We start from the raw sequence: 19,923 nt of genomic DNA, 5'->3' as shown, positions 1-19,923 counted from the left end.
AAAGATTTCAACATGACTCAAGCTAACCCACACATTCCACAATTTCGAATTGGTCAAGGTTATGACGTTCACGCTCTTGTTGCTGACCGTAAATTAATCCTAGGTGGCCTTCATGTGCCTTATGAAAAGGGTTTGTTAGGTCACTCTGATGCCGATGCTTTATTGCATGCCTTAACTGACGCTTTATTGGGGGCTGCTGGTTTGAATGATATTGGGCAGCTATTTCCTGATACTGATCCCCAGTTCAAAGATATGGACAGCCGAATCTTGCTACGAGCTGCATTGCAGAAGGTTCAAGCTGCTGGCTATCATGTTGGAAATGTGGATGCCACTATCATTTGCCAAAAGCCTAAATTGGCTGATTTTTTGCCCGAAATGGTTAAAAACATTGCCGCTGATTTGGCTGTTACCCCAAGCCATGTGAACCTAAAGGCAAAAACCAACGAAACCTTAGGTCATTTGGGGCGGGGTGAGGGCATAGCCGTACATGCAGTAGCTTTGCTCTACAAGGCCTAAAAAGCCTCTAAAACCCTAAGCATTGTAGAATTATGGTCTTTAGAGTGAAGTCTAGGCTTGGCAGTGTTTGCGGATATTCGCGAGGATGGCGAAATTGGTAGACGCACCAGGTTTAGGTCCTGACGCCAGAAATGGTGTGGGGGTTCGAGTCCCCCTCCTCGCACCACAAGATTGCTACTTGGCTTGGACTTCACATTTCCAGATTTCAATTAAGAGACGAGAATGGCTGTGCAGATAGAAAATTTAGGTTCGTTAGACCGCAAAATGACTTTGGAATTCGCTCGTGCCGATTTGGCAAAAGCGCGTGAAGCTCGTTTGGCTAAAGTTGGTAAGACCATGAAAATGGCCGGCTTCCGTCCAGGCAAAGTGCCTAAGAATATTGTTGAAAAGCAATATGGCATGCAGGTAGATTTCGAACTCCAGTTTGATAAAGCTTCTGAACTCTTCTATGAGCAAAGCCAAAAAGAGGGTGTTAAGTTAGCCGGCCAACCACGTCTCGAGCCTAAGAGTGAGCTGGATGCTGACACGATAGTATTTGATGCATTCTTTGAAGTGCTACCTGAAGTCAAGATTGGTGATTTTAGTAAAGCTGAAGTAACGAAGTACACAACTGACATTGGCGAAGCTGAGATTGACCGCGCACTTGATGTGTTGCGTAAGCAGCAGGTTCATTACCACCCACGCGGCGAAGCCGGTCCTCATGGTGATGGCGGCGCCAATACAGCTGCTCAAAACGGCGATCAAGTAGTTATCGACTTCGTTGGCAAGATTGATGGCGTTGAGTTTGCTGGCGGTAAAGCTGAGAACTTTGAATACGTTCTAGGTGAAGGTCGTATGCTCCCAGAATTTGAAACCGCTACCTTGGGCCTGAAGGCTGGCGAAAGCAAGTCATTCCCATTAAGCTTCCCAGCGGATTACCACGGTAAAGATGTCGCCGGTAAAACCGCTGAATTCACAATCACTGTGAAGTCTGTTAACTGGGCACATTTGCCTGTTGTTGACGAAGCATTTGCACTCTCCTTAGGTGTTACTGAAGGTGGCGTTGCGAAGATGCGTGAAGAAGTAAAACAAAATTTAGATCGCGAAGTAAAGCGTCGCATCACCACTTTGTTAAAGAGCGAAGTGATGGATAAGCTTAATGAATTATGTGAACTCGATGTACCAAAGTCATTGGTTGCTTCCGAGCAAGAACGCTTGGTTGAGGGTGCTCGTCAGGACCTCGTGCAACGCGGTGTTCCAAATGCTAAAGATGCACCAATTCCAGTAGAAATCTTTGCTGAGCAAGCAACCAAGCGTGTACGTCTTGGCCTGATCTTGGGTGACTTAGTTAAGCAAAACAACCTCGCTGCTACAGCCGATCAAATTAAAGCTGAAATTGATGAGCAAGCCGCTACTTATGAAGATCCCAAAGAAGTGGTTCGTTGGTTCTACAGCAACCCAAGCCGCCTTAAAGATATCGAAAACTTAGTGCTAGAAGACAATGTGATCAAGCATTTCACATCCCTTGCTAAGGTTAACGATAAGGCGATCAGCTTCGAAGAGTTAAGCAAGCTAAACTAAGTTCAACCATTCACCAATAAAGGCCTCAATATGAACCAGAACCATTTTCAATCTGAAGACTTAGAACCTAAAGGATTGGGCTTGGTTCCGATGGTCATTGAGACCTCTGGACGTGGTGAGCGTGCCTACGATATTTATTCTCGTCTTCTAAGAGAGCGGGTAGTTTTTTTGGTTGGTGAAGTAAATGACCAAACCGCAAACTTGGTAATTGCTCAGCTGTTGTTCCTTGAAAGCGAAAACCCAGATAAAGATATTTCGTTGTATATCAATTCCCCAGGTGGCTCTGTATCTGCTGGTTTGGCGATTTATGACACGATGCAATTCATCAAACCACACGTCAGTACTTTATGTATGGGTATGGCTGCTAGCATGGGCGCATTCCTGTTATGTGCCGGTGAAAAAGATAAGCGTTATGCATTACCAAATTCTCGTGTCATGATTCACCAGCCCTTAGGCGGTGCACGCGGTCAGGCTTCTGATATCGAAATTCAGGCTCGTGAGATTTTGTATTTACGTGAGCGTCTGAATAAAATTTTGGCTGATCGTACAGGCCAGTCCATTGAAACCATTGCAAAAGACACTGATCGTGATAACTTCATGTCAGCTGAACAAGCCAAGGATTATGGTTTGATCGACAAAGTAATCGAAAAGCGTCCTTAAGCACACATTTAATATTCTTTGAGCAAATACATTGAGCGATACCAACACCAATTCAAGCGATAAAGTTCTGTATTGCTCATTCTGCGGCAAGAGTCAGCATGAAGTAAAAAAACTAATTGCTGGCCCATCCGTATTTATTTGTGATGAGTGCATTGATCTTTGCACTGACATTATTCAAGAAGAGATCGCCAAGCTTCCCAAGGAAGAGGGTGATAATTCATTACCAACACCACATCAGATCCGTGAAAACCTTGATCAATATGTAATTGGTCAGAATCATGCCAAGAAAACCCTGGCAGTAGCCGTTTACAACCATTACAAGCGTTTGCAGTATTTGCCTAAACCTAAAAAAGAAAAGTTAGATAAAGACGGCAAGCCCGTAGAGGTTTTGGATAAAAAAGAATCCAAGGCTCCTGCTAAGGCGATTGTTGATGGCGTTGAGTTAGCTAAAAGCAATATCTTATTGATTGGTCCAACAGGCTCCGGTAAAACCTTGTTAGCGCAAACATTAGCCCGCATGCTGGATGTGCCATTTGTTATGGCTGACGCAACCACTTTGACTGAAGCTGGCTATGTTGGTGAAGATGTAGAAAACATTATTCAAAAGCTTTTACAAGCTTGCGATTACAACGTAGAAAAAGCGCAGCGCGGTATTGTTTACATCGATGAGATCGATAAGATTTCTCGTAAGTCTGATAACCCATCAATCACACGTGACGTATCGGGTGAAGGTGTTCAGCAGGCTTTGCTCAAGCTTGTTGAGGGCACGATGGCCTCTGTTCCTCCACAGGGCGGTCGTAAGCACCCCAATCAAGATTTCTTGCAGGTCGATACTACAAACATCCTATTTATTTGCGGTGGCGCTTTTGATGGCTTAGAAAAAGTCATTCAACAACGCACTGCAAAAACTGGAATTGGTTTTAATGCGGTTGTTCCAGGCAAAGATGATCGCGGGGTGAGCGATTTGCTAATTGAAGTTGAGCCAGAAGATTTGATTAAGTTTGGTTTGATACCGGAGTTGATTGGTCGTCTGCCTGTAGTGGCAACATTAGCGCAGCTTGACGAAGAGGCTTTGATTCAGATTCTTACTGAGCCTAAAAATGCACTTGTTAAGCAATACCAGGCACTTCTGACTATGGAAGGCTCCGAACTTGAAGTGCGCCGTGAAGCGCTCTCAGCTATAGCCAAAAAGGCAATCGCTCGCAAAACTGGTGCTCGTGGTCTTCGGTCCATCCTTGAGGGCTCTTTAATGGATGTCATGTATGACTTGCCATCCCTAAAGAATGTTCAGAAGGTTGTGATCGATGAATCGAGCATTGCTGACGGTGGCAAGCCCTTGCTGGTTTACAAGCATGATCTTGAACAGTCGGATTTGAGCAAAAAAGCCTAAATTCTTAGGGTTTTCGCTATTTTTGGGGCATATTTGCCCCTTTTTAGCACTTCTCACCCTTGAAATTCCCAAAGTGCTACCCATATAGGTAGTATGCTACTCAAGAATAATGTCTGTATCTAGTGTTTATTCAACAGAATCCCACTAGATAAAGACGCTTGAGGATTGATTACTTTGGAGGAATTGCCCTATGCCTGGCCACTTATTACTACCCTCTGAACCCATTCAACTACCGTTACTCCCATTGCGGGATGTAGTTGTCTTCCCTCATATGGTGATCCCCCTGTTTGTGGGTCGCCCAAAGTCCATCAAGGCGCTTGAAGCTGCAATGGAAACTGGTAAGAACGTCCTATTGGTTGCCCAAAAGACCGCTGCAAAAGATGAGCCTGGAATTGAGGATCTCTATGAGGTCGGTTGCATTGCCAATATTTTGCAAATGCTCAAACTTCCTGACGGTACCGTTAAGGTCCTTGTTGAGGGTGTGCAACGCGCAGAAGTTAGTCAGATTGAGGATAGTCTTGGTTACTTCAATTGCGAGGCTACGCCTACTGCATTAAATGCGATTGACGCTCATGAAACCGAAGCACTGCGTCGCGCCATCATGGCTCAGTTTGATCAGTACGTAAAACTAAATAAAAAAGTTCCTCAAGAAATTCTGTCGTCCCTTGGCGGGATTGATGACCCAAGTCGTTTGGCTGATACGATCTGCGCGCACTTGCCTGTCAAGCTAGAGCAGAAACAGCGCTTGCTTGAGATGACCGATGTAGTGCAACGTCTTGAGAGTTTATTGGCTGATCTCGAAAGTGAGATCGATATCTTACAAGTGGAAAAACGGATTCGTGGTCGTGTGAAGCGCCAGATGGAGAAGAGTCAGCGTGAGTACTACTTAAATGAGCAAGTAAAAGCGATTCAAAAAGAACTAGGCGAAGGTGAAGAGGGCGCTGATCTCGAAGAGCTCGAGAAGCGTATTAAAGCTGCGCGTATGCCTAAGGAAGCTCTGAAAAAAGCAGAATCGGAATTGAAGAAGCTCAAGTTGATGTCTCCGATGTCAGCTGAGGCTACAGTGATTCGAAACTTCATCGATACCTTGGTAAATCTGCCTTGGAAGAAAAAAACTAAAATTAATAATGACCTCACCAATGCCGAAAAAGTATTGGACGAAGATCACTATGGCCTAGATAAAGTCAAAGAACGTATTTTGGAGTACCTCGCAGTACAACAGCGCGTTGATCGTGTAAAGGCTCCAATTCTTTGTTTGGTTGGCCCTCCCGGTGTTGGTAAGACCTCTTTGGGTCAATCTATCGCGCGAGCAACTAATCGAAAGTTTGTTCGCATGGCCTTGGGTGGTGTCCGTGATGAGTCTGAGATTCGCGGTCATCGCCGAACCTATATTGGCTCTATGCCTGGCAAGATTTTGACCAGCTTAACTAAAGTAGGCGTTCGCAATCCATTATTTCTCTTGGATGAAGTTGACAAGATGGGCATGGATTTCCGTGGTGATCCTGCGAGTGCCTTACTGGAGGTTTTGGATCCAGAGCAGAACCACACCTTCCAGGATCACTATGTAGAGGTAGATTTTGATTTATCCGATGTGATGTTTGTTGCGACATCGAACTCATTAAACATTCCTGGTCCTTTATTAGATCGTCTGGAGATCATTCGTTTGGCAGGTTATACGGAAGATGAGAAGACCAGCATCGCTGTCAACTACCTAATTCCAAAGCAAATCAAAAATAATGGTTTGAAAAAGGATGAGCTCAAGATTGAAGAAAGCGCTGTTCGTAACATGATTCGCTACTACACCCGTGAGGCTGGTGTGCGCTCTCTGGAAAGAGAGGTTAGCAAGATTTGCCGTAAGGTAGTTAAGCTTCTTCTCTTAAAGAAAGAGGCCGCGCCAGTGGTTGTCAACGCCGACAATTTAGAGAAGTTCTTATCGGTTCGTATGTTTGACTTTGGCCTAGCCGGTAAAGAGAATCAAGTTGGTCAGGTCACTGGATTAGCTTGGACTGAAGTGGGTGGCGATCTTCTGACGATTGAAGCTGCGACGATGCCTGGCAAGGGTATCATTACCCGTACCGGCTCAATCGGCGATGTGATGAAAGAATCTGTTGAAGCTGCTCGGACAGTTGTTCGCTCCAGAGCCAAACGCCTTGGTATTTCCGATGAGGCATTTGAGAAGAAGGATATTCACATTCACTTCCCGGATGGCGCGACACCAAAAGATGGTCCATCAGCTGGTATCGCTATTACAACCGCATTAGTTTCAGTCTTTACAGGCATTCCTATTCGCGCAGATGTGGCAATGACTGGCGAAATTACTTTGCGCGGTGAAGTGCTTCCAATCGGCGGCTTAAAAGAGAAGTTATTGGCAGCACATCGTGGCGGTATCAAGTTGGCTCTGATCCCGGAAGAAAACGTGAAGGATCTGATTGATATTCCTGATAACGTCAAGAATGCGATTGAGATTGTTCCAGTTCGTTGGATTGATAAGGTTCTTGAACTGGCATTAGAACGCATGCCAGAGGCTTTGCCTGACCCAACACCCGAGGAGTTAGCCAAGAAGGCTTCCGAGGCTAGCAAAGCCAAGGAAAGCGTTTCCTCTGGAGATGTGCTCAAGCATTAAATTGTTCTTGCTAGAAAGCGGATATTCGCTAAAACCACCATACATATTCTGGTGGTTTTAGCGGGTTTTAGTCTAGAAATCCCCGTTTAGGTTACAATTCCAGCTGTAATATTTTGGGGCGCTTAGCTCAGTTGGTAGAGCGTCTGCCTTACACGCAGAATGTCGGGAGTTCGAGCCTCTCAGCGCCCACCAAATATTCACAGTCTCAAGCCTATTCATGGCTTTCACCTGAAATCTCTTTCTCCCTAGTAAACTCGTATGATTCCCGTTTATTTAAACGCGTTATTACTAATAATTACTAGCGAACTTATTCATGTTTGATACCGTCCGTAAGCATCAAAAATTACTTCAGCTCGTGCTGATGTTGTTCATTGTTCCGTCATTTGTTATGTTTGGTATATCCAGTTATTCCGGCTTTATGGATAAAGAGACCGATCTTATCAAGGTGAATGGCAAGCCGATTACAGCTCAAGAAGTGGATAACGCGGCAAAACGTCAAGCTGAGCGCGTTGGCGGTAATTTACAAATTGCTCAAAGTCTGCAATTTAGACAGGCTATCTTAAATGAGTTATTGCAACAAAGAATTTTAGGATTTGCTGTTGTTAATCTTCGCCTGCAAGTGGGTAAAGAAGCTTTAATTCAGAGTTTACAAGGCATTCCGCAAATTCGTGCTTTATATCGACAAGATGGTAGCTTTGATGATGTTCGCTTTAAGCAATTACTTGCGAGTAATGGTTTAAATGAAGAGCAGTTCTATGCTAGCCAGGCTTTTGATCTCAAGATTGGTCAGTTAGTAAATTCAGTGGCGCGCACTGAAATTGGTACACCGAAATTATCTGAAATTGTCTCTACACTTTATGAGACAGAGCGCCAGGTTCAGGCTTTGTCTTTTAATGCAAAAGATTATTTGTCGAAAGTAAATCCAAGTCCTGAGGAGCTACAGGCCTTCTATAACGCAAATGCTAAGCTATTTGAGAGTCCTGAATATGTGGACGTGGAGTACATCGTTCTGAAGGCTGACCCCAAAGAAGATGCAAAAGCTTTTAGCGAAAAGGCAGATCAATTTGTCAATATGACCTATGACCAATCAGACAGTCTTAAGCCTGCTGCAGATAAGTTAAAACTCTCCGTTCAAACCCAAAAGGGTTTAACTCGATCTGGGCCTTTAGGCGTATCTCGAGATCACCCGCTTGCTAATCCTAAGGTTGTTCAATCCTTGTTTGGCGATGAGGCCTTAAAAAACAAACGCAATATTGAAGCGGTACAGACAGCCCCTGGTGTTTTTGTTTCAGCTCGTGTGGTTACTTTCCACCCAGCACAAGTCTTACCTTTTAAAGATGTTGCAGCTGAAGTAAAGCGTCAAGTCAGTCAACGCGCAGCTGAGAAATTGGCAATAGCGGCTGCCGCAGAGCGCTATGCTGCTTTAGAAAAAGATCCTAAGAGCGCAAGTGGTTTCGCCGCTCCAATTTGGGTATCACGTAATAAGCCGGCCAATTTAGTTGGATCAGCTTTAGATGATGTGATGTCCATTAATCCAGATAAATTTCCTGCAGTGGTATCTGTAAGCAATCCTGGTGTTGGCGCAACTTTGTATCGTGTTGATCAGGTGCGTCAGCCTACGGGCGTTGATGCCAAGGTGCACAAGGCGCAAGCCCAACAGATTCAGGCGCTCGCCGCCCAATCTGAATTTGCCGGATTCATGTCTTACTGGCGCGATGCTGCTGGCGTAAAGGTCATTAATCCTTTAAAGCCGCCATCGAATAACTCAGGAACCTAATATTACTGGGGTTGTTGAAGTAACGATTGATATGGGGCCATAGCGCCCCATACGTTTTTAAAGAGAATGGATTGCGCTGTGACATTTGGGTGAATGTTGTCACTTTGAAATAAATCTTTATTACTTGCTACCCCAGCCATGAAGAATGGTAACAGCTCAATACCTTCCTGACTTGCAAGCTTAGGATAAAGATCTTTAAATTGTTTAGTGTATTGCTGTCCATAATTTGGCGGTATTTGCATCCCCATTAGCAGTACTTTTGCACCAGACTGTTTACTCAATGCAATCATCTTTTGTAGATTATTTTGAGTTTGTTCTATCGAGAGGCCGCGCAAGGCATCATTGGCACCAAGCTCCAATAAAACAATCCTAGGTTTTTTGGATTCCAACAGGGCGGGAAGACGAGTAAGACCGCCAGAGCTAGTCTCGCCGCTGATACTGGCATTAAAGACCTTCCATGGACTGGCTTGTTTCTCTAGCTGGACTTCAAGTAACTTTACCCAGCCCGACCCTCTGGGAAGACCATATTCAGCTGAGAGGCTGTCTCCCATGACCAAGATGACTGGGTTTGCATGGGAAGCTGTGACAATGGGCATTAACAGGCAAAATAAGCCTATCGATATTAATTTTTTAATCCAGCAGGTCAGCCAGCCTTGATTCATCTATGAGTATTCCAGCAAAAGTATTAAGCGCCAATCACCTAGGTAAAGAAGTCTTATCTAGCGACGGTGTAATAAGCATTTTGCACGACATTTGTTTTGACATTGCTCAAGGTGAAAGTGTGGCTATCACTGGGGCCTCAGGATCTGGCAAAAGTACATTACTCGGCCTCTTGGCTGGACTGGATCTGCCAAGCTCCGGGAATGTTTCACTAATGGAGCAGGACCTCAATCAGTTAAACGAGGATGGTAGGGCAAAGCTTCGAGCCGCGCATGTAGGCTTCGTATTTCAGTCCTTCCAGTTGCTTTCACATCTCACCGCACTGGAAAATGTGCTTTTGCCGGCCCAGATGATTGGCCGAAATGAAGCTAAAGAAGAGGCGATATCCTGGTTAGAAAGAGTTGGGTTACAGGACCGACTCAACCATTTTCCGAAAACTTTATCTGGAGGCGAGCAGCAGCGGGTTGCTCTTGCACGCGCCTTCATTACCCGACCAGATATTTTGTTTGCGGATGAGCCTACCGGCAGCCTTGATGAGGCGAGTGGGGAGCGAGTGATAAGGCTGCTTTTTGAGCTAAATCAGGCCAACCAATCCACTCTAGTATTGGTCACCCATGATCCCGCCTTGGCCAGTCGGTGCCAGCGCCAACTGCACCTTCAGGGCGGTCAGCTGGCGTAGGCAAAACCTTATAATCTAGGGATGTCTTTTTTCCACTTTTTGCCCGGCGCTGATGCGCTTTCCCCGTTCCGTCAACAGCGACTTTTAGCCTCCTTGGCAGCACAAGGAATTGAGCTCGAATCAATTGAAGCGCAGTATTTGCACTTCATTTGGTCTCATGAGCAGCAAAGCGAGCAAGATCAACAAGTTCTAGCCAGCTTGCTAACCTATGGACAACCTTTTGCCTCAAAAATTAGCCAAGGTAAATCTTGGTTTGCGTTAGGAAAGAGTAGCTCTGCAAATCTCCAAGGCGCGATCGTTATTCCACGTCTAGGAACGGTTTCACCATGGGCGAGTAAGGCGACAGATATTGCACAACAATGTGGCTTAAACGTATTAAGAATTGAACGTGGCGTTCAGTTCGCTTGGAAGAGTAAAAAGCCTTTAAGTCCCGAGCAAGAGCAATTGGTCTTGACAGCGATTCATGATCGAATGACTGAAGCAGTGATTGATTCGGTTGATGCTGCAAATGCTCTCTATCAAACTTTAGATGATCGTCCTTTAACGCGTATTCCTGTTCTCACAGAGGGTAGAGCTGCCTTAGATAAAGCTAATCAAGAGCTAGGCTTAGCACTCTCTGATGATGAGGTTAGCTACTTAACTGAAAACTTTATTCGCTTGAAACGTAATCCCAGTGATGTCGAACTCATTATGTTTGCGCAAGCTAATAGCGAACATTGCCGTCACAAGATTTTTAATTCAAGCTGGACCATTGATGGTGATGATCAAGAGCGCTCACTGTTTGCAATGATCCGTAATACTCATCAGTTACAGCCTGAAGGCACAATCGTTGCCTACTCCGATAACTCAGCGGTAATGGTTGGCTGCGAAGCAGAAACTTGGGTTCCTCAGGGCAATGATCATCGTTACGAAAAAGATACACGTCTTGTTCATACCTTGATGAAGGTGGAGACGCATAATCACCCGACAGCGATTGCTCCATTTCCAGGTGCTTCAACAGGCGCCGGAGGCGAGATTCGTGATGAAGGTGCAACCGGAATTGGTGGCCGACCAAAGGCTGGCTTAACGGGCTTCTCAGTTTCCAATCTGAATATTCCGGGAACTGATCTTCCCTGGGAGAGCGAGCAGTACGGCAAGCCAGAACGCATTGCTAAACCATTGCAGATCATGATTGATGGTCCATTGGGTGGTGCAGCTTTCAATAATGAATTCGGTCGTCCTATTTTGGGTGGATATTTCCGCGTATTTGAGCAGACCTTAGATGGCACGCGCCGCGGATATCACAAACCCATCATGATTGCAGGTGGCATCGGCAGTATCGATTCCATTCATACAGAAAAGAAAGCCATCCAAGCTGGCCATTTATTGATTCAGCTTGGCGGTCCAGGCATGCGCATTGGCATGGGAGGTGCAACTGGTAGCTCTGTAGCAACCGGCACCAATACCGCAGATCTCGACTTTGATTCAGTACAACGTGGCAATCCAGAGATGGAGCGTCGTGCGCAAGAAGTCATTAATGCCTGCCGCGCGCTTGGTGATAACAACCCAATCGTCTCAATTCATGATGTTGGTGCGGGCGGCTTATCGAACGCATTCCCAGAGCTGGCTGATGGTGCAGGCTTAGGCGCCAAGTTCAAGCTTCGCAGCGTTCCTCTAGAAGAAAGCGGTATGAGCCCAGCAGAGATTTGGTGTAACGAATCTCAAGAGCGCTATGTATTGGCAATTGAAGCTAAAAACTTAGATTTATTCAAATCCTTCTGTGAACGTGAGCGTTGCCCATTTGCAGTTGTCGGTGAGGCTACTGCCGAGCGCCAATTGCAACTAGTCGATTCAAAGCAAGCGGATGGAGCTGACGCGGCATTACCGATTGATATGCCGATGGAAGTATTGTTAGGAAAGCCACCGCGAATGCATCGCGATGTAAAGCGCGTTGCACAAGAGTTTGAAGAGCTTGATGTTACCGATGCTGATTTAGCTCAGTCGATTGCGTGGGTTCTACAGCAACCGACTGTAGCAAGCAAATCTTTCTTAATCACTATTGGCGATAGAACTGTTGGCGGCTTAAATGCTCGTGATCAATTTGTCGGACCATGGCAAGTCCCTGTTGCTGACTGTGCAGTCACCTTGATGGATTACAGGGGATACCGCGGTGAAGTCATGACCATGGGTGAGAGAACCCCATTGGCTGTGATTGATGCTCCCGCTGCAGCGCGCATGGCTGTTGGTGAGGCGCTTACCAATTTGTTGGCTGCAGATATACGCCGTCTAGAGGATGTCAAACTTTCGGCAAACTGGATGGCTGCTTGTGGTGCGCCAGGCGAAGATGCAAAGTTATATGACTCGGTTAAAGCCGTTGGCATGGAACTATGTCCAGCACTAGGAATCTCCATTCCCGTTGGTAAAGACTCTTTATCAATGGCTACAGAATGGCACGATGGAAGTGATGCGAAAAAAGTGGTCGCACCCGTTTCATTGATTATTTCTGCATTTGCTTCCGTACAAGATGTTCGCAAGACTGCAACACCATTATTAAAGCTAAAAAATCAAGATGGCTCAGTCTTAGAAACGGAATTAATCCTGATTGATTTAGGCCGTGGCAAGAGTCGTATGGCTGGTAGTATCTTGGCTCAGGTTCTTAATCAATCTGGTAAAGCCGCTCCAGATCTTGATAATCCAGAAGACCTTAAGGCAATGGCTACTGCCATTATTGAGCTTCGCAAAGAAAATAAATTATTGGCTTATCACGATCGTTCTGATGGTGGTTTATTAGCTTGCGTAGCTGAAATGGCTTTTGCATCCCATGTTGGCATTTCGATCAACGTTGATATGATTGCAACCGATCCAGGACAAGAGCCAGATTATGGTGATGCCAAGAACTGGGCTCAGCAAGTATCTGGGCGTCGTCACGAGCAGACCATGCGTGCTTTATTCAATGAAGAGCTTGGCGCAGTAATTCAAGTCCGCAAGGAAGATCGTGATGCTGTCTTTGCCATTTTGCGTAAATTAGGTCTTAGTGCATTTAGCCATGTTATTGGGAAACCCAATAACAATGGCCGCATTGAGATCTGGCGTGACGCTAAGAATATTTTTGCAGAGCCACGCGAAGTGCTGCAAAAGATGTGGACAAATACAAGCTATCAAATTGCTCGCTTAAGAGACAACCCAGCTTGTGCTGATTCAGAATTTGCTTTACTGGATAACTTGTCTGATCCAGGAATGTCACCTAAATTGACTTTTGATATTGCTGAAGATATCGCTGCGCCATTTATTTCCAAAGGCGCACGTCCAAAAGTAGCCATCCTGCGAGAGCAAGGAGTGAACTCTCATGTTGAAATGGCCTATGCAGTGAATTGGGCAGGATTTGATAGTTATGACGTGCATATGTCTGACCTATTAAGCGGAAAAGCCAAGTTAGACGACTTCCGTGGACTGATTGCCTGCGGTGGCTTTAGTTATGGCGATGTTCTAGGTGCAGGTGAGGGTTGGGCCAAAACAATTCTGTTCAATCAGCAATTGCGGGATCAATTTTCCAGCTTCTTTACTCGTCAAGACAGTTTTGCCTTGGGCGTATGCAACGGTTGTCAAATGATGAGCAACCTTGCTGGAATTATTCCGGGAGCTGAAGCTTGGCCTAAATTTACTCGTAACCAATCAGAGCAGTATGAAGCACGCTTGGTGATGGCAGAGGTCATTGCTTCACCATCAATCTTTACGCAAGGCATGGAAGGTAGTCAATTACCAATTGCAATCGCACATGGTGAAGGCTTTGCAAACTTTAGCCAACAGGGCAACCTGGACCAAATTACTAAGCAAGGCTTAGCAACCCTTCGCTTTGTTGATCATCAAGGTAATCCAACTGAAATTTATCCAATGAACCCCAATGGTTCACCAAACGGTTTGACTGGCGTAACTACTCCTGATGGTCGATTTACCGTCATGATGCCGCATCCAGAACGGGTGTTCCGCGCCGCGCAAATGAGCTGGTGTCCACCTGAGTGGCTTGATACTCCAGATGGAGCAAGCCCATGGCTACGCCTTTTTAGAAACGCACGTCGCTGGGCTAATTAATGTCGTTTGCAATGGAGCCGGTAACTTTTTCCGAGAGTGGTGGCATTCGCTATCTGCATTTTGGAAGTGAGTTAATTCAGGGGGCTATGCGCATTCGTGACCCCGATGAAATCTATCTCGAATACAACCAGCAAATGATGGCCTGGCTTCTTTTCTTGGAGACCAAGCCGGGAATGAAGATTGCTCAACTAGGATTAGGCACTGGCGCTCTAACGAAGTTTCAGCATCGTTATTGCCCCGCGGTGAAAACTACAGTGGTTGAGCTAAATCCTGCAGTAATAGTAGCGGCTAGATCAATGTTCTTTACTCCCGATGATGATCGTAGACTTGAAACTCTTCAGACTGATGCCAAAGCTTTTGTAAAATCAAGTAAGAATAAGGGTCGGTTTGATGCCGTACAGGTAGATCTGTATGACGCGATCTGCGACGGACCCGCTGCGAGTTCTCTAGAGTTCTACGAGGGCTGCTACAACATTCTCAAGGCGCCTGGTGTCATGACGGTTAATCTGTTTTCTCGTCACGAGAGTTTTGATATCAACCTTAAAAATATCTGCGAGGCTTTTGATAATCGCGTTTTATTGTTTCCGGAGTCACACGATTGCAATGTAGTGGCAATCGCATTTAAGGGTCCCAAGCTAGAAGCCGAATGGAAAGAAGTATCAAAGCGCGCAAAACTGATTTTAGAAAAAACAGGCCTTCCAACCAATAAATGGGTTTCAGGTATCAGTCGAGAGAACGCAAGACAAGAGAATAGACTTTCGATTTAATATTTCGAAATACAAAAGAAAAAGGCGATCAGAAGATCGCCTTTTAATAACCTAACCCATTTTTGGGTTGAGTAAATTACACAGTGACTGTGTCAGCTACATCGCTAAATGACTTTAGCTTATCAAAGCTCATGTATCTATACACTTCACCAGATTTCGCATCGAGAGCTTTAACTTGCTCCAAATACTCAGCAGGGGTTGGCAAGCGACCCAAGAGGGCTGCTACAGAAGCTAACTCAGCAGAGGCGAGGTAAACACGGGTATCAATACCTAAGCGGTTGGGGAAGTTACGAGTAGAGGTTGATACGGCAGTCGAACCTTTGCGAATCTGCGCTTGGTTACCCATGCACAATGAGCAGCCTGGGCTTTCCATACGTGCACCTGCTGCACCCAAAATGCCGTAGTAGCCTTCTTCCATCAAGACCATTGCATCCATCTTGGTTGGAGGGGCGACCCATAAGCGAGTTGGCATATCTTTCTTGCCTTGCAATACCTGACCAGCTGCACGGAAGTGACCGATGTTAGTCATGCATGAGCCAATAAATACTTCGTCAATCTTATCGCCGGCAACCTCAGACAATACTTTCACATCATCTGGGTCATTAGGGCAGGCGAGGATAGGTTCTTTGATTTCATCGATGTTGATTTCAATGATCTCAGCGTAGTCAGCATTAGGATCTGCTTTGAGCAATTGTGGGTTTGCAATCCAAGCTTCCATGGCTTTGATGCGGCGGCCAAGAGTACGCTTATCTTCATAACCATTGGCAATCATCCACTTCATCAAAGTGATATTGGATTGCATGTATTCGATAATTGGCTCTTTGTTCAAGTGAACAGTACAACCACCAGCAGAACGCTCTGCAGATGCATCAGATAACTCAAATGCTTGTTCAACTTTAAGATCAGGCAAGCCCTCGATTTCAAGGATGCGGCCAGAGAATATATTCTTCTTGCCTTGTTTCTCAACAGTCAACAATCCTTTTTTGATGGCATACAGAGGAATTGCATTTACCAGGTCACGCAAGGTAATACCAGGCTGCATCTTGCCTTTGAAGCGAACCAAAACAGACTCGGGCATATCCAACGGCATAACCCCAGTGGCAGCCGCAAAAGCAACTAAGCCTGAACCTGCTGGGAATGAAATGCCGATTGGGAAACGTGTATGGCTATCGCCACCAGTGCCACAGGTGTCTGGGAGTAACAAGCGATTTAACCAACTATGGATCACGCCATCACCTGGACGTAATGCAACACCGCCACGATTCGTCATGAATGGTGGTAATTCGTGTTGAGTGCGGATATCAACTGGTTTTGGATAGGCAGAAGTGTGGCAAAAGGACTGCATTACCAAATCGGATGAGAAACCTAGGCAAGCCAAGTCTTTCAATTCATCACGAGTCATTGGACCAGTGGTGTCTTGTGAGCCAACTGTTGTCATGCGTGGCTCGCAGTAAGTGCCAGGGCGTACTCCTTGACCTTCTGGCAAGCCGCATGCGCGTCCAACAATCTTCTGTGCCAAGCTGAAACCTTTTTTATTGTCAGGTGGGCTTACCGGTAGACGGAACTCTGTAGAGGCTGGCAAACCCAGTGCCGCACGAGCTTTAGCTGTTAAGCCGCGACCAACGATCAACGGAATACGACCGCCAGCACGTACTTCATCCAAAATTACGGGTGATTTGAGTGAGAAAGTAGTAATCACTTGACCATTTTTGAATACTTTGCCTTCGTATGGACGCAACTCAATCTCATCGCCCATATTCATTTGGGATACATCTAATTCGATCGGTAGTGCACCAGAATCTTCCATGGTGTTAAAGAAGATTGGGGCGATGTTGCCACCAAGACAGACGCCCCCAAAACGCTTATTTGGTACAAAAGGAATATCTTGACCAGTCCACCAGAGCACAGAGTTAGTAGCAGACTTGCGTGATGAACCAGTACCTACAACGTCACCTACGTAAGCAATTTGATTGCCCTTTTTCTGGAGCGCTGCAATTTGTTTCATTGGACCGCGAACGCCAGACTCATCTGGCTCAATACCAGGACGTGGGTTCTTGAGCATGATCGTTGCATGCAATGGAATATCTGGACGACTCCATGCATCAGGTGCGGGTGAGAGATCGTCAGTATTGGTTTCACCAGTTACTTTGAATACAGTGAGCTTCATGGCTTCTGGAACGGCAGGGCGGCTAGTAAACCATTCTGCGTCTGCCCAACTCTTCATGACTGCTTTAGCATTGGCATTGCCTTTTTCAGCAAGCTCGTGAACATCATTGAAGTAGTCGAACATCAAGAGTGTTTTCTTGAGTGCTTCTGCAGCCACAGTGCCGCATTCAGCATCAGTGAGCAATTCAACTAATGGCTTGATGTTGTAACCACCAAGCATGGTTCCCAGTAACTCAGTAGCCTTTACTCGAGAAATCAGTGGAGATTTATCGGTGCCTTTAGCAACTGCATCTAAAAACTCCGCTTTCACCTTCGCCGCTTCATCAACACCTGCTGGTACACGATTGGTAATTAGCTCCACTAACTCCGCCTCTTTTCCTGCTGGCGGGTTTTTTAGTAACTTTACTAATTCAGCGGTTTGATCTTTAGTTAATGGGAGTGCTGGAATGCCGAGGGCAGCTCGTTCAGCTACTTGGGCGTTATAGGCTTCTAACATTGTGTTTCCTATGAGGTAAAAGTGATCAATAGAAAGGCCAAAAGGGCATTTTCACCCGATTTGCTCAATTATAGTTACTAATTTAAGTCTTATTTAACTCTTATATAAGAGTTTAAACCCTAAGCATTATTAGCAGCAGTGAGGCGGCTTCAAACATCTAATTTGGGCTTAAACGACACTTTCTTCTTTAAGGGACCAGACAAGTGCCACAACCCAGCCAATTAGAGACCATCCTAAAAACAGATTTAAAGCAAATATTGCGCCAGTATTTGCCCTTTTTTTATGAAATGCAATGGCAAAAGGCAGGAAATAGAAGAGGGAGAGTAGGGTGATTAAAACAGCGAAGAATAGGCGCATGGTCTTACCTTTCACGTACCCAGGTTTGAGTCCTTCCCAGAAGGGGGATGCCAATATAGGCTCTGAGATCCAATTTAGATCCCTGATCTTTAAGCTTCATCTCTGCCCTGTAGATTTCACCATCATCTGGATCGAGGATTTGTCCGCCAGAATAGGCATCTCCAGTCCTTTTTAGACCAGACAGGATCTCCATGCCTACAACGGACTTTCCTTTTCTGGCGTCTGTACATTTTTCACAAACAAGAGGAGCGTTTGGATCCAGTAATTTGGTGATCACCCCTGAAAAAATACCGTTTTTCTCGGTAATTTGTACGATTGCGGCAGGAGCATTGGTATCGTCGTCAAATGATTTCCAATTCCCAACAATAGAATCCAGAGACTGGGCAGAAACAAGGGCGGATGCGCAGCTCAGAAGAGCCGCGAAAATAAGGAAAAATGGTTGTTTTTTCATAGATTTAAGCAATATTACCTTTTTTCATTTTCTATAAATACCCTTGGCTATCGTTATAATTACTTTTTCCAACAGAGCTTAAGCGATGACCAAATACGTTTTTGTCACTGGTGGTGTGGTTTCTTCTTTAGGGAAAGGAATCGCAGCTGCCTCGCTTGCCGCGATTCTCGAATCCCGCGGCCTGAAAGTCACCCTCCTAAAATTAGACCCCTATATCAACGTGGACCCGGGCACCATGAGCCCACTCCAGCACGGTGAAGTTTTTGTGACCGAGGATGGAGCTGAAACCGATTTGGATTTAGGTCACTACGAGCGCTTTGTCTCGGCAAAGATGCGTAAGAGCAATAACTTCACCACTGGTCAGATTTACGAGTCAGTCATCAGCAAAGAACGCCGTGGTGAATACCTCGGAAAAACCGTTCAAGTAATTCCGCATATTACAAATGAGATTCAAGCATTTGTAGAGCGTGGTGCAAAAGCAAGCCATGACGGTAAAGCCGATATTGCTATTTGTGAAATTGGTGGCACGGTAGGCGATATCGAATCCCTTCCATTTTTGGAAGCTGCACGGCAGATGAGCTTGCGCTTACCGATGCATAGCTGCGCCTTTGTACATCTAACTTTGGTGCCCTTTATCAGTAGCGCTGGCGAGTTAAAAACCAAGCCTACACAACACTCAGTTCAAAAGTTACGTGAGATTGGCATCATGCCAACGGTATTGCTATGTCGTGCTGACAGACCAATCCCTGATGATGAACGAGCAAAAATCTCCCTCTTCTCCAACGTCCGCGAAGAGGCTGTCATCTCAGTTTGGGATGTTGATACGATTTATAAGATTCCTGAAATGCTGCATGCACAAGGCATGGATGATTTGATTTGCCGAGAGTTGCAAATTAATGCCAAGCCTGCCGATCTTTCAGTTTGGGCGAAGTTGGTTTATGAGTTAGCCAATCCAAAACATGAGGTCACCATTGGCATGGTTGGTAAGTATGTTGAACTCACCGAATCCTATAAGTCATTAATTGAAGCATTACGTCATGCAGGCATTCATACCCATACTAAGGTAAACATCAATTACATCGATTCTGAAGTGATTGAAAAAGATGGGATTGAGTGCCTTAAAAAGCTTGATGCCATTTTGGTTCCAGGCGGATTTGGTAAGCGCGGCACTGAAGGAAAGATTGCAGCAATTCGTTATGCTCGTGAAAACCATGTGCCTTATTTAGGTATTTGCTTAGGCATGCAGTTAGCTGTAATTGAATTTGCTCGACATGTAGCCGATATTGCAAAAGCTAACAGCACCGAATTTGATCCAGAAACTGAGAGTCCAGTTGTAGCTTTGATTACCGAATGGCTTGATAGAGAAGGTCGTGTAGAGAAGCGCACCAATGAATCGGATCTTGGTGGCACGATGCGCTTAGGTTCACAACGTTGTCCAGTCAAAGCAAATACACTCGCGCATCGCATTTATGGCGCTGAAGTCAATGAACGTCATCGCCATCGTTATGAAGTCAATAATATTTATGTGCCTAAGCTTGAGCAGTCTGGTCTGATTATTTCCGCAAGAACGCCGAATGAATCTTTGCCTGAAATGATGGAATTACCTGAGGCTATGCATCCCTGGTTCTTTGGAGTGCAATTTCACCCGGAATTCACGTCTACTCCGCGCGATGGTCACCCATTGTTCTCAGCCTTTATCAATGCTGCGCTTGCTCATCAAGATGCTGCATTAAAACAAGTTGCTTAAGAGGAA

At 45.5% G+C, this 19,923-nt stretch carries 14 protein-coding genes and 2 tRNA genes; 12 read left to right on the top strand and 4 right to left on the bottom strand.

From position 1 onward, the window contains the following. Positions 1–12 precede the first annotated feature (12 nt). The 8 genes from ispF to A8O14_RS05350 all read left to right on the top strand — a co-directional run bounded on the left by ispF (position 13) and on the right by A8O14_RS05350 (position 8,526). Positions 13–516, top strand: a complete 504-nt coding sequence (gene ispF / locus A8O14_RS05385) for a 2-C-methyl-D-erythritol 2,4-cyclodiphosphate synthase (RefSeq protein WP_068949729.1) — start codon at positions 13–15, stop codon at positions 514–516. Between the two features lie 79 nt (positions 517–595). Beyond that, positions 596–682: transfer RNA gene (locus A8O14_RS05380), tRNA-Leu, on the top strand. 56 nt (positions 683–738) lie between these two features. Then, positions 739–2,076, top strand: coding sequence for a trigger factor (gene tig / locus A8O14_RS05375; protein WP_068948579.1), 1,338 nt, complete (start codon positions 739–741; stop codon positions 2,074–2,076). Between the two features lie 30 nt (positions 2,077–2,106). Next, positions 2,107–2,736 (top strand): ATP-dependent Clp endopeptidase proteolytic subunit ClpP, encoded by a 630-nt coding sequence (gene clpP, locus A8O14_RS05370; protein ID WP_068948578.1) that lies wholly within the window; start codon positions 2,107–2,109, stop codon positions 2,734–2,736. A gap of 31 nt (positions 2,737–2,767) precedes the next feature. Beyond that, the gene (gene clpX / locus A8O14_RS05365; protein ID WP_068948577.1) at positions 2,768–4,126 is read left to right on the top strand and encodes an ATP-dependent Clp protease ATP-binding subunit ClpX; all 1,359 of its coding nucleotides are present in this window, start codon (positions 2,768–2,770) and stop codon (positions 4,124–4,126) included. Between the two features lie 190 nt (positions 4,127–4,316). Continuing rightward, positions 4,317–6,749 carry an endopeptidase La gene (lon, locus tag A8O14_RS05360; RefSeq protein ID WP_068948576.1) on the top strand — a complete coding sequence of 811 codons (2,433 nt, stop codon included), beginning with the start codon at positions 4,317–4,319 and terminating at the stop codon, positions 6,747–6,749. A gap of 116 nt (positions 6,750–6,865) precedes the next feature. Beyond that, positions 6,866–6,941: transfer RNA gene (locus A8O14_RS05355), tRNA-Val, on the top strand. A 121-nt stretch (positions 6,942–7,062) separates the two neighbouring features. Next, positions 7,063–8,526, top strand: a complete 1,464-nt coding sequence (locus A8O14_RS05350; protein ID WP_068948575.1) for a peptidylprolyl isomerase — start codon at positions 7,063–7,065, stop codon at positions 8,524–8,526. 2 nt (positions 8,527–8,528) lie between these two features. Here the strand turns inward: A8O14_RS05350 and A8O14_RS05345 are convergent, their stop codons facing one another. Continuing rightward, complete coding sequence (locus A8O14_RS05345) at positions 8,529–9,122, bottom strand: arylesterase (RefSeq protein ID WP_228385115.1); 594 nt, start codon at positions 9,120–9,122, stop codon at positions 8,529–8,531. A 68-nt stretch (positions 9,123–9,190) separates the two neighbouring features. On the opposite strand from A8O14_RS05345, the gene A8O14_RS05340 reads away from it, so the two are divergent. The 3 genes from A8O14_RS05340 to A8O14_RS05330 are packed head-to-tail and all read left to right on the top strand — an operon-like array spanning position 9,191 to position 14,700. Then, complete coding sequence (locus A8O14_RS05340) at positions 9,191–9,865, top strand: ABC transporter ATP-binding protein (RefSeq protein WP_068948573.1); 675 nt, start codon at positions 9,191–9,193, stop codon at positions 9,863–9,865. A 21-nt stretch (positions 9,866–9,886) separates the two neighbouring features. Next, positions 9,887–13,933: a phosphoribosylformylglycinamidine synthase gene (purL, locus tag A8O14_RS05335; protein ID WP_068948572.1), complete on the top strand. Its 4,047-nt coding sequence runs from the start codon at positions 9,887–9,889 to the stop codon at positions 13,931–13,933. Next, positions 13,933–14,700 (top strand): spermine/spermidine synthase domain-containing protein, encoded by a 768-nt coding sequence (locus A8O14_RS05330; protein WP_228385114.1) that lies wholly within the window; start codon positions 13,933–13,935, stop codon positions 14,698–14,700. Before purL ends, A8O14_RS05330 begins: the two co-directional genes overlap by 1 nt. A gap of 76 nt (positions 14,701–14,776) precedes the next feature. On the opposite strand, the gene acnB is transcribed toward A8O14_RS05330, so the two are convergent. From acnB to A8O14_RS05315, 3 genes are all read right to left on the bottom strand, one after another. Then, positions 14,777–17,362 carry a bifunctional aconitate hydratase 2/2-methylisocitrate dehydratase gene (gene acnB, locus A8O14_RS05325; RefSeq protein ID WP_068948571.1) on the bottom strand — a complete coding sequence of 862 codons (2,586 nt, stop codon included), beginning with the start codon at positions 17,360–17,362 and terminating at the stop codon, positions 14,777–14,779. A 168-nt stretch (positions 17,363–17,530) separates the two neighbouring features. Continuing rightward, complete coding sequence (locus A8O14_RS05320; RefSeq protein WP_068949727.1) at positions 17,531–17,719, bottom strand: superinfection immunity protein; 189 nt, start codon at positions 17,717–17,719, stop codon at positions 17,531–17,533. 4 nt (positions 17,720–17,723) lie between these two features. After that, positions 17,724–18,170 carry a DUF2147 domain-containing protein gene (locus A8O14_RS05315; protein ID WP_068948570.1) on the bottom strand — a complete coding sequence of 149 codons (447 nt, stop codon included), beginning with the start codon at positions 18,168–18,170 and terminating at the stop codon, positions 17,724–17,726. A gap of 85 nt (positions 18,171–18,255) precedes the next feature. Here A8O14_RS05315 and A8O14_RS05310 point away from each other — a divergent pair, with 85 nt between their 5' ends. Beyond that, on the top strand, positions 18,256–19,917 hold the full coding sequence (locus A8O14_RS05310) for a CTP synthase (RefSeq protein ID WP_068948569.1): 1,662 nt from the start codon (positions 18,256–18,258) through the stop codon (positions 19,915–19,917). The last annotated feature ends 6 nt before the right edge of the window (positions 19,918–19,923 follow it).

It is taken from the genome of Polynucleobacter wuianus, from assembly GCF_001659725.1.
Taxonomy (GTDB): domain Bacteria; phylum Pseudomonadota; class Gammaproteobacteria; order Burkholderiales; family Burkholderiaceae; genus Polynucleobacter; species Polynucleobacter wuianus.
The sequence above is the reverse complement of the archived record's forward strand: the minus strand, read 5'-3'. Positions and strand labels throughout refer to the sequence as shown.